Genomic DNA, 9,544 nt, shown 5'->3' with positions numbered 1-9,544 from the left:
GTCGAAGGCCGGCTTCAGCGCCGCCAGCCCTTCGGCCGTGCTGTCGGGGCGCGGGCAGCCGTCATCGGCCACGACCTCGCCCTTGGGCGTGGTGACGGGGATGATCTCGTCGGCCAGATGCCCCGCCTGGATCGCGGCGCGGGCGCGGGCCTGGCTGCGCAGGGCGAACGCCTCCTGCTCGGCGCGGGAGATTTCGTATTTGCGGGCCAGGGTTTCGGCCGTCGTTCCCATGTCGGCATAGGCGCCGGGATAAAGCCTGGCGAGCGCCGGATTGGGCAGCGGATTGAAGCCGCCGATGGGCACGCGGCTCATGCTCTCGACCCCGCCGCAGAGGAAGAGATCGCCCGCGCCCGCCAGGATGGCGCCGGCCGCCATGTGGATCGCCGACATGGATGAGCCACAGAACCGGTTGATCGTCGCGCCCGCCACCGACAGGGGCAGGCCGGCCAGCAGGGCGGCGAGGCGGCCAAGATTCAACCCCTGCTCGCCCTCGGGCATGGCGCAGCCGACCAGGGCGTCCTCGATGTCGGCCGCGTCGATGCCACTCCGTTCGACCAGCCCGCGAAAGATCTGCGCCAGCAGGTCGTCCGGCCGCATCCCGGCCAGCGCGCCCCGGCGGGCGGGGTGGAAGGGCGAGCGCGCGAACCCGGCGACAACGATATTCTTCATCGGCCGGACCTCCATCGCGATCGGAGCGGATCGACGCGATTTTGCGCAATATTTTGACGCTTACGTCATGTGGAACGCCATCACCTGTGAACAATGCGCGGCCTGCTTCCTTGTCTCGTAACTTTTTCTTGTGTCCTGAAAAAGCTTCCATACAATAATTCTTGATCTCCATGCCCCGCGGGATCCTCCCTTGTGATGCACTGCCACCCGCGCCAACTGACGTGACGTAATCGTCACTTGGTAAGGCCAGGGTGCCCCCCGCCTGCCGATGCGCTTCCGGGACGCGTCGCGGGTGGGAAAGGAAAAAACAAACATGACGATGAAACCGCCGAAAGCCGGCACATTTCTGCTCGCCCCCGCCTTGACTGCCCTGCGTCCCGTCATCCTGTCGCCCATCGCCTTGTCCATGCTGGCGCCCGGGGCGCATGCGGCGGGGCTGGCGCTGCGGGACGGCGATGCGACATCGACCGCCAATGCCTATGTCGGCGGCGTCAGCCGCGCCGGCGACGCCGCGACGGTCAGCCTGAATCCGGCCGGCCTGTCGCTGCTGCCGTCCAGCGAATTCTATGGCAATGTCTTCTATATCGACCCAACCGCGCGTTTTTCGGGCCGGAACCGGGGGGCGGACGGCCGGCCGACCCCGGGTTCGACCGGCGGCGGCAATATCGACCCCAGCGGCAGCGGCGGGTCATTCGGCGCATGGAAGGTCACGGACCGGCTGGCGATCGGGCTCGGCGTGACCGTGCCCTATGGGGTGCGGATGAATTATCCCACCGACTGGGTGGGCCGTTACCAGAGCCTGGTGACGCATGTCAGCGACTATGACCTGACGCTGGCCGCGTCCTATCGCCTGACGCCGAAATTGTCGATCGGGCTGGGCCCGCGCATGGATTTCCTGACCGGGCGCTTTACCAGGGCCCTGAACCTGGCGTCGGTGAACCTGGCGTCGGTGAACCTGGCGTCGGGGCCGATCCCGGGCAACAGCGTGGCCGATATCAGCGGCAACGGCTTTGCCTTCGGCTATGTCGCGGGCATGCTCTATATGCCGGATTCCCGCACGCGGATCGGCGTTGCCTATCATTCGCGCATGGGGATTGCGCTGTCGGGCCGCACGCAACTGGCCGCGGCGCCCGTCCTGGCGCAGATCCCCTTCGTGCGCGCGGCATTCGCCGAAGCGGGCGGGCATGTTTCCGGCCAGATCACCCTGCCCGACAGCGTCGATTTCGGCGTGACCCGCGCCGTGACCGACCGGCTGTCGGTCAGCCTGCAGGGGGAATGGACGCATTGGTCGCTACTGTCCGAACTGAATTTCACCACCGACCATCCGGGCGGAGCATCGACGTCCTTTGCCGTCAACTGGCGCGACACCTGGTTCGGCGGCATTGCCGGAACCTATCGCCTGACCCCGGCCGTGACCCTGCGCGGCGGCTTCAGCTACGACCAGTCCGCCAGCGCCGACGCGGCGACGCGGATCACGCAGGCGCCGGACAGCGACCGCTATACCCTGGCGGGCGGCGTGGAGTACACGCCGCTGCCGCGCCTGTCGCTGGAACTGTCCTATGCCCATCTGTTCACGCCGGCGGCGCCGATCGACGCAACGTCGGCCCCTGAAGCCGGCACGTTGACCGGAACCTATCACGACAGCGCCAATGTCGTCGCCCTGGGCAGCCATCTGAGGTTCTGAGACACGACTTTAAAGACAAATACAGGAGGTTTTCCAAAAGTACGAAGACCCGCCGCGCTTCGACTTCTGTTCTGGAAAGGTCTCGGCCATGCAGAACGATCCCGTCCCCGCCGAACAGGACATGACGGTGTGGGACATCCTGGAGCGGTCCGCCCGGCGCGCCCCGGACGCGCCGGCGATCGATTTCCTGGGTGCGCGCCTGACCTATCGCGCAGTGTGGCGGCAGGCGGAGCGCGCGGCGGCGGGATTGCTGGACCAGGGCGTGCGCAAGGGCGACCGGGTGGCGCTGTGCCTGCCCAACACGCCTTATTCCGTCATCATGTTTTTCGCGATCCTACGGATCGGCGCCATCGTGGTCAATGTCAATCCGCTTTATGCCGATGACGAGATGCGCCGGATCTTCGCCAATTCGGGCGCACGGATGGTGGTCACCGCCGATGTCAGGATGATCTTCGACCATGTGCGGCACGGCGCCGGGGATACGGGGGTGGAGAAGATCGTCATCTGCCCGATCGACCAGGCGCTGCCGAAGCTGAAGGCCGCGTTGTACCGCGTCGCGAAGCGGCACGACATCGTGCCGCGCTGTGCCGGGCCGCGCCATGTCTATTACGGGACGCTGATCGAATCCCGCACGGTATTGCCCCGGGTGCCGATCGATCCGGCGCGGGATGTCGCGGTGCTGCAATATACCGGAGGAACCACCGGCCTGCCCAAGGGGGCGATGCTGTCGCACCGCAACATCGTGGCCAACGCGATCCAGATCGACCATCATCTGGGCGGGCAACTGCCCACGCCGCAGCGTTTCCTGGGCGTGCTGCCGCTGTTTCACGTCTTTGCGCTGCAGGCGGTCATGATGCTGCCGATCCTGCGGGGCGAGGCGATCTATCTGCAGCCGCGATTCGATGCCGGGGCGGTGCTGAAATGCCTGCGCCGCGCGCGGATTACCGCCCTGCCCGCGGTGCCGAGCATCCTGACCGCGCTGCTGAAGGAAAACACCGTCCGGCGCGAGGATTTCGCCAGCCTGCGCCTGGTCTGCTCGGGCGGGGCGCCGCTGCCGCCGGCGCTGCGCGCGCGGTTCGAGCATTTTACCGGCAGTTCCGTGATCGAGGGGTACGGGCTGAGCGAGACGTCGCCCGTGCTGACCCTGACGCCGATCGGCGCGCCGCGCGACGGTTCGTGCGGCACGGTCCTGGAGGGCACCACGTTGCAGATCCGCGACCCGGAGGACAGCAGCAGAGTCCTGCCGCAAGGCATGGCGGGCGAGGTCTGCGTGCGCGGACCGCAGGTCATGCTGGGCTATTGGCCCAGCGAGGAGACGGCCGATCCGCTGACTGGCGACGGGTTTTTGCGCACCGGCGACGTCGGATACCTGGATCGGGACGGATACCTGTTCCTGGTCGACCGGCTGAAGGACATGATCATCTGCGGCGGCTACAAGATCTATCCACGCACGGTCGAGGACGTGCTGTATCTGCATCCGGCGGTGTCGGAGGTCATCGTGATCGGCGTTCCGGACGCCTATTGGGGACAGGTGCCGGTGGCCTATGTGGCGCTGAAGCCGGGGGCGCAGGTCGATGAAGGGGCATTGCTTGCGCATCTGGAACGCCATCTGTCGAAGATCGAGCGCCCGCGGGAGATCCTGTTCCGCCCCACCCTGCCCAGGACGATGATCGGCAAATTGTCGAAGAAGGACCTGATCCGCCAGGAAGGGCTGGAGGCGGGCGTGTCGGCGCCGCGCGGCCCGGCCTGAGAGCCCGTCCGACATCATCTCGAATCAGTGGACTCCGAGTTCAAAAACAAGATGAGTACCGGCGCCCCACCCCAATTTCCGGACCAGTTCATCCGACAGAACGATCGAGCCGTCTTCCGCTACCATCACAACCCAGCGTCTTTTCTCTTTCATGCTCTGTCCTGCGTCATGCCCGCTGCCCGATGCATGGCGAACAAAGAAAGAACGGTGATCCGGACCGTCCGGCCATCGGCATCATGACGACTGGCCCGATCATCCGCCGCAGCTTCACCACGGTTTCGGTGTTATCCTCTTCCGACGCTCCCTTGCCATCCGTCTTCCCTGCGAATCGGCCTGCGCCTGAGGCTCCTGCTCCAACCGTTCTGTGTACAGCATGATCTTAGCTGCGGCTCCGGCGGTTGTCACACTCGTTCTTATTGCCCTCACCATGACCGGTGATCTCTTTGACCGCACAGGGTGGCAGACTTGGTCGGCCTGCGCCATAATAGCTATATGTGATTTCCATCGCCACAACATGAGGTCCTGTCATGCGCCAGTTCTGAATACGCAACCCGGATGATTTCTTGTGTCAATATTAAGTATTAATTTGGAAAAATGAGCAAAAAACGAAATAACTCTCTAGCCTCTGTCAACGACATCATTGAAATGAAGGGCGATCACCCTGCATCTCCGCTTACCGTGTCTCGTCCCGAACTCATGGTGAATGGTTCGGATCGCATTTTTCGTGAGATGTTACATCGTTTTCTGGCATTTTCGGCCCTCATTCAGTCGAACAGAGATCAACTGGGGCGTCATATCGGCCTCAGCGGCACGCAATACACGGCTTTGATCTCGATCGCCCATATGGAAAGCGACGCGATAGGGATAGCCCAATTGGCTGAACATCTGAACCTCAGCGGTGCCTTCGTGACGATCGCCGTCAACAAGCTCGCAGCCGCTGGACTGGTCAAAAAGCTGCCAAACAAAAACGACCGGCGACGCGTGATCCTTTCAGTGACCCCAAAGGCCAGGGATCTACTCGCGCAGCTTGCCGAGGTACAGGTCCCGGTCAATGATACGATATTCCGAAGCCTCTCCCGCGATCAGATGATGGAACTTACACGAGTAATGGCCCAGTTGATCTCTGGAGCACAGGCTTCGTTAATGCTCATGGATTTTTTGAACGAGTGAGCCGTCGCGGTCGATCGATCAAGGCGCGAACGAAGCATTCCCGCCCACTTCAAGTCAGATAACGAGCTCATGCTCGATCCCGGCCGCGATATGCAACAACGCCTGGTCGTCTCCATGGCGCCCCATGAGCGTCAGCCCTACGGGTGCTTCTCCCGGAGTGTGGCATGGAATGCTGACGGCACACCGGTCGAGGAAATTTACGACCGTCGGATTGCGCAGCAGCAGCATATTGATCGCCGCGTAGTGACCATCGTCAGTCAATTCGTCCTGACGGGGAGCCACAATCGGAACTGTCGGCATAATGACAGCATCATAGCAGTCCAGGCAATCCGCAGCACGCCGCATAATACGCTGCCGGCTCTCATGAAGAGCTATGTAATCGATGGCGCTCTGTTCCTGCCCACGCAGTATGCGACGCAGGACGAAGGGATCATAGTCGGCACGCCGTGTTTGCAGGAGTGGTGCATGCCAGGCCAACGATTCGGGAGCCGGGAATCCCCCCTTGCTATTGGCCACTGGAATATCATTCAACGCTGGGCAGCTTACGTCGATGAGAGATGCTCCGCGAACCGCAAGACGGCTCAGACAAGCCTCCCATGTACGCCCGACCGTCTCGTCCATATCATTCAAGACATAGTTAGTCAGCACGCCCAGTCTCAGCTGCACTCCTCCCATACCTGCCGGCGCATTCCGCAGGCTTGCGCCGCCCCCGGCCATCAGGCTGTCGGCCGCCCAACAACAGGCCACGCTGCGGGCAATGCTTCCAACCGAATCGAGCGTTGATGAGAGCGGGACCGTCCCGGCCCGAGGGACACGCGATGCCGTGGGTTTAAAACCGACCAGGCCCGTCAGCGCCGCCGGAATACGGCAGGATCCTCCGGTATCGCTGCCAATACCAACCAACGCCATTCCATCAGTAACCGATATGGCAGCTCCGGACGAAGACCCACCCGGCACTCGGCTCTCCGTACGCCGCCACGGATTGGCCGGGGTCCCGTAATGCGGGTTGATACCGACGCCGGAGAACGCGAATTCCGTCATCGTCGTCCGGCCAACGGAGATCATGCCGGCCGAGTTCAGCCGCGCGATCGCGGGCGCGTCGCCGATGGCAGGGGCGCTGTCCTCCAGCACGCGCGAACCTGCGCGCGTGACGACACCGGCCTCGTCGAACAGATCCTTGACGGACATCGGTAAGCCGGCAAATGCGGACGGAGCCCGCCCATCCTTCCGCAGGGCATCCATGTGATCGGCCCGCAGGCGCGCCGCATGCGCATGCACCGCCATGAACGTCCGCGCGCCTTCACCATCGGGGTCGGCAATTCGGGCCAGCGCGTCCTCGACCAAGTCGCGGCTGGTTGTACGCCCTTCCGCGAGATCGCGCGCCGCAGACAGAAGGGTATGTCGGGGTATTTGCGTCACGACGCGATGATCCTCTCTCTCCAGATCTTCAATTCCCGCCTATAATCGGTCCTACGCAACATTTATTGCGTCACCGGCCATCGCTTGCGTGCGGGAAAGCCGCAAGCAATATGTTCTGATCCTGTCTTACAAACGTAGAAACTCTTATGCATGCGAGCGGCACGAGGCGATAAGATCCACTATCCCCAACGACGACCCACCGACTGAAGATTCAATTGCGCAACACGAAGGCCGCCTCGAAGCCCCCCCCGGCGTAACGCGATCAGTCGCGCCCCGCCTCGATAAATGCGCGTGCGGTCCGCTTGGGATGCGTGAGGAGAACCTCATGACTGCCACGGATGCCTGTCAAGCGGAAGGCTCCCAACCTGTTTGAGAGACGCGGGTGACGTCCCCATTCTCCTTGAGAAAGGTCATTGTCTTCTGATGGTGCCAGAAAACTGAATTTTTGAGGCACATTTTCCCAACCGGTCATATCCGCCCTATCGGTAAACGTACGCCACGGCTGGGGTCTAAGTGCGGCGTAGATTTCCCTTGCATGCTCGATGGTTCCATCACCAAAGAAGCTGTCGCGCCATACAGAAAATGGCAGAACGATCGAACCGTCACCCCTCTCCGACGCGTTCAGTTCAAGAGCGTTCCGCAGATATGGTGGAATTTCGTCCACAAGCGCTTGACCATGCTTCGGAACGAATGCCGCGAAATAGACGAGCCTGCGAAGACGCTCAGGCATTTCAATTGCAATACGCGAAATGAGATAGCCTCCCCAGCTATGGCCGACCAGCACATAATCCTTGAGGTCCGTCTCGCGGATATACCTGATAATCGGAGCAGCGGCACCGCGTAAATCGACATCCGGCCTGTCTCCAACGCCCAAGCCGCCTGCTGTCGGCGTATGCACTTCGTGGCCAGCAGCTTCAAGGGCATCGCGGACCGGCTTCCATAACTCTCCATAATGCCAAGCACCATGAACAAGAACGAATCTCATCAGACCCACTCCATCTGCGTTTGCTTAGGTCAATGCCCCGATGCCGCCCTAGTGCCCTGCCCGAGAAATTCTTATGAGAATTTCTCGGACCAGCAGGCCACTAAAATATTGATTCTAGTGTCCTTTCGATTCCGAAATTCGCTTGCGAATTTCGGAATCAGGACACTAGCGATAAAAGAGCGCCTTATGGACCCACCGAGCAGGTAAAAGTCGGTTTCGTACCATGAGCCGCAAGATGCGCGGGGTAAGGGCACCAAAAGCGATCCCCTACCTCCCCATCAAGGGTTGAGACATCAATGACATCCGGGGCGACTCCAGCCTCGGTCCATTTCTCCAGGACCGGAAGAATTGCGTAATTGATGCCAAATCCATCATTCGCATTCCCGCCTGGCACAGGAGGATGGAGACCGGAGGCGCCACTGCGGCCATGCCCCAATCCGGGCGCCAGAAAAAAAACGATACCAGCTCTTTATATTGTCGAAACCTCCGAAGGCGTCCGAAACGCGTTCATAATAATTGACCGACCCCCCGACGGGAATCTGATTGTCGGCAAGACCATGCCAATGAATAATCTTGCCGCCTGCTTTATGGAACTCTCTCAGATCAACGCTATCTGTGCCGTTCATCGAACCAAATTGCTGCAACGAGCGGATAAAAACACTGACGAAAGACCTATCTCCCGTGTAATCCAATTGCTTCCAACCATCACGGGCAAGAGTTGAGCCGTTCTTCAGCGACTTGTCCGCGAGTGCCGGATCGTCGGCGGCGATCGCCAACCAATGCGCGCCGATAGTGAATGGCGTCACACCCGCCGGTCCGACTCCATAGGTCAACGGCGAGTTGAACAAGATCGCACCACGATTATATCCATACCAGAGGTGACCGAGGCGCAGCGACGGCTCGAATCCATTCGCAGAACCGGGAGAGATGGGCTTTCCGTCGATCGTCGGTCCATACCAGATCTTGTTGACGGCCACCGCCTCTTTCTGAGTCAGGCAGGAGTCACTGTGAGCCGCCGTTTCCGGGCAAAGAAGCTTTGTATCGCTCGTGGGATCATAGTGGCACGACGCCAAATCGCTGATGAAGCCGTCATGCTTTCCCGCAACAAGAGTATCGCATGCTGCAATCGCACGGCGCGTCACCAGATCGAGTTTTCCCGGCGATATCGGATGACCGAGATCGCGCTGCATTACGACCTGGGGCCACATGATGGACGGCACGAAACTCGGCCAGTTTATTGCCGGATAGGCGCTGATGATACCATTGTAATCACGAGGATATCGTTGCGCCAGCATGAGACCCTCGCGACCACCGGTCGAGCCTCCGCTCCAATAGGAGAATTTCGGCTCGCGTCCATAGAAGCTGCGCGAGATGTCGCGGGCGGTCAGGACCATCATATGGAGGTTTCGATACGCCCAATCCTCGAGAAGCGGCCAGTTCAGCTTGCCATTGGGGCGAAACGCAAAACTTCCATCAGCCCCGCCGCCAACCGAATGGCCATCGTCCGAATCGGCAGTCAAGAAGCCGTCTTCCCCGGCACGGAGCGCCGAAATGCCGAGCGCACTCAGCTCGCCTGTATCCTGCACGCTGGGAATGCCGGCATAACCGCCTTCGCCAACGCCCAAATATCGCGCGTTCCAGTTATCGGGCGCCGGGACCCATACTTCCAGCCCTATGCCCCTGGAGGTAGACGGTTGATTCGGCCCATTATCCGCCCCAGGGCCGACCATGACCTTCAGCAGGCACATGGGGCGGTTCGTAAGCATCCGGCGAGAGACGCGGGCGTGTTCATGCGACGTTGGTATGATGGGGCTGTGTTGAGGCTTTCCAGTTCCAGGGGAGGAGTTCGTGCAGGCGTGAGACCGGC

The 9,544-nt window shown here is 61.4% G+C and carries 7 protein-coding genes; 3 read left to right on the top strand and 4 right to left on the bottom strand.

The window, feature by feature from the left end; genetic code table 11:
- Positions 1-669, bottom strand: a 669-nt coding sequence (locus HUK84_RS05970; RefSeq protein ID WP_456306661.1) for a thiolase family protein, incomplete at its 3' end; no start/stop codon positions are given.
- A 313-nt stretch (positions 670-982) separates the two neighbouring features.
- Here HUK84_RS05970 and HUK84_RS05965 point away from each other — a divergent pair.
- From HUK84_RS05965 to HUK84_RS05955, 3 genes are all read left to right on the top strand, one after another.
- Positions 983-2,353: an OmpP1/FadL family transporter gene (locus tag HUK84_RS05965; protein ID WP_176639456.1), complete on the top strand. Its 1,371-nt coding sequence runs from the start codon at positions 983-985 to the stop codon at positions 2,351-2,353.
- A gap of 88 nt (positions 2,354-2,441) precedes the next feature.
- Positions 2,442-4,103 (top strand): long-chain-fatty-acid--CoA ligase, encoded by a 1,662-nt coding sequence (locus HUK84_RS05960; RefSeq protein WP_176639455.1) that lies wholly within the window; start codon positions 2,442-2,444, stop codon positions 4,101-4,103.
- Positions 4,104-4,748: 645 nt separating this feature from the next.
- Positions 4,749-5,273 (top strand): MarR family winged helix-turn-helix transcriptional regulator, encoded by a 525-nt coding sequence (locus tag HUK84_RS05955; RefSeq protein WP_246285451.1) that lies wholly within the window; start codon positions 4,749-4,751, stop codon positions 5,271-5,273.
- A gap of 54 nt (positions 5,274-5,327) precedes the next feature.
- Here HUK84_RS05955 and HUK84_RS05950 read toward each other — a convergent pair whose 3' ends face one another.
- From HUK84_RS05950 to HUK84_RS05940, 3 genes are all read right to left on the bottom strand, one after another.
- Positions 5,328-6,683 carry an amidase gene (locus tag HUK84_RS05950; RefSeq protein ID WP_176639457.1) on the bottom strand — a complete coding sequence of 452 codons (1,356 nt, stop codon included), beginning with the start codon at positions 6,681-6,683 and terminating at the stop codon, positions 5,328-5,330.
- Between the two features lie 271 nt (positions 6,684-6,954).
- Complete coding sequence (locus tag HUK84_RS05945) at positions 6,955-7,677, bottom strand: alpha/beta fold hydrolase (protein WP_176639453.1); 723 nt, start codon at positions 7,675-7,677, stop codon at positions 6,955-6,957.
- A 371-nt stretch (positions 7,678-8,048) separates the two neighbouring features.
- Positions 8,049-9,425 (bottom strand): tannase/feruloyl esterase family alpha/beta hydrolase, encoded by a 1,377-nt coding sequence (locus tag HUK84_RS05940; RefSeq protein WP_176639452.1) that lies wholly within the window; start codon positions 9,423-9,425, stop codon positions 8,049-8,051.
- Between the last annotated feature and the right edge of the window lie 119 nt (positions 9,426-9,544).

Source organism: Nguyenibacter vanlangensis (assembly GCF_013376155.1).
GTDB lineage: Bacteria > Pseudomonadota > Alphaproteobacteria > Acetobacterales > Acetobacteraceae > Gluconacetobacter > Gluconacetobacter vanlangensis.
Note: the sequence above shows the minus strand (reverse complement) of the source record. Positions and strands in the feature narration are given on the sequence as shown.

Excerpts from the sequence above, each read along its gene's own strand:
- HUK84_RS05960 (WP_176639455.1), top strand. The coding sequence starts at position 2,442 with ATGCAGAACGATCCCGTCCCCGCCGAACAGGACATGACGGTGTGGGAC.
- HUK84_RS05940 (WP_176639452.1), bottom strand. The coding sequence starts at position 9,425 with ATGTGCCTGCTGAAGGTCATGGTCGGCCCTGGGGCGGATAATGGGCCG.
- HUK84_RS05945 (WP_176639453.1), bottom strand. The coding sequence starts at position 7,677 with ATGAGATTCGTTCTTGTTCATGGTGCTTGGCATTATGGAGAGTTATGG.
- HUK84_RS05955 (WP_246285451.1), top strand. The coding sequence starts at position 4,749 with ATGAAGGGCGATCACCCTGCATCTCCGCTTACCGTGTCTCGTCCCGAA.
- HUK84_RS05965 (WP_176639456.1), top strand. The coding sequence starts at position 983 with ATGACGATGAAACCGCCGAAAGCCGGCACATTTCTGCTCGCCCCCGCC.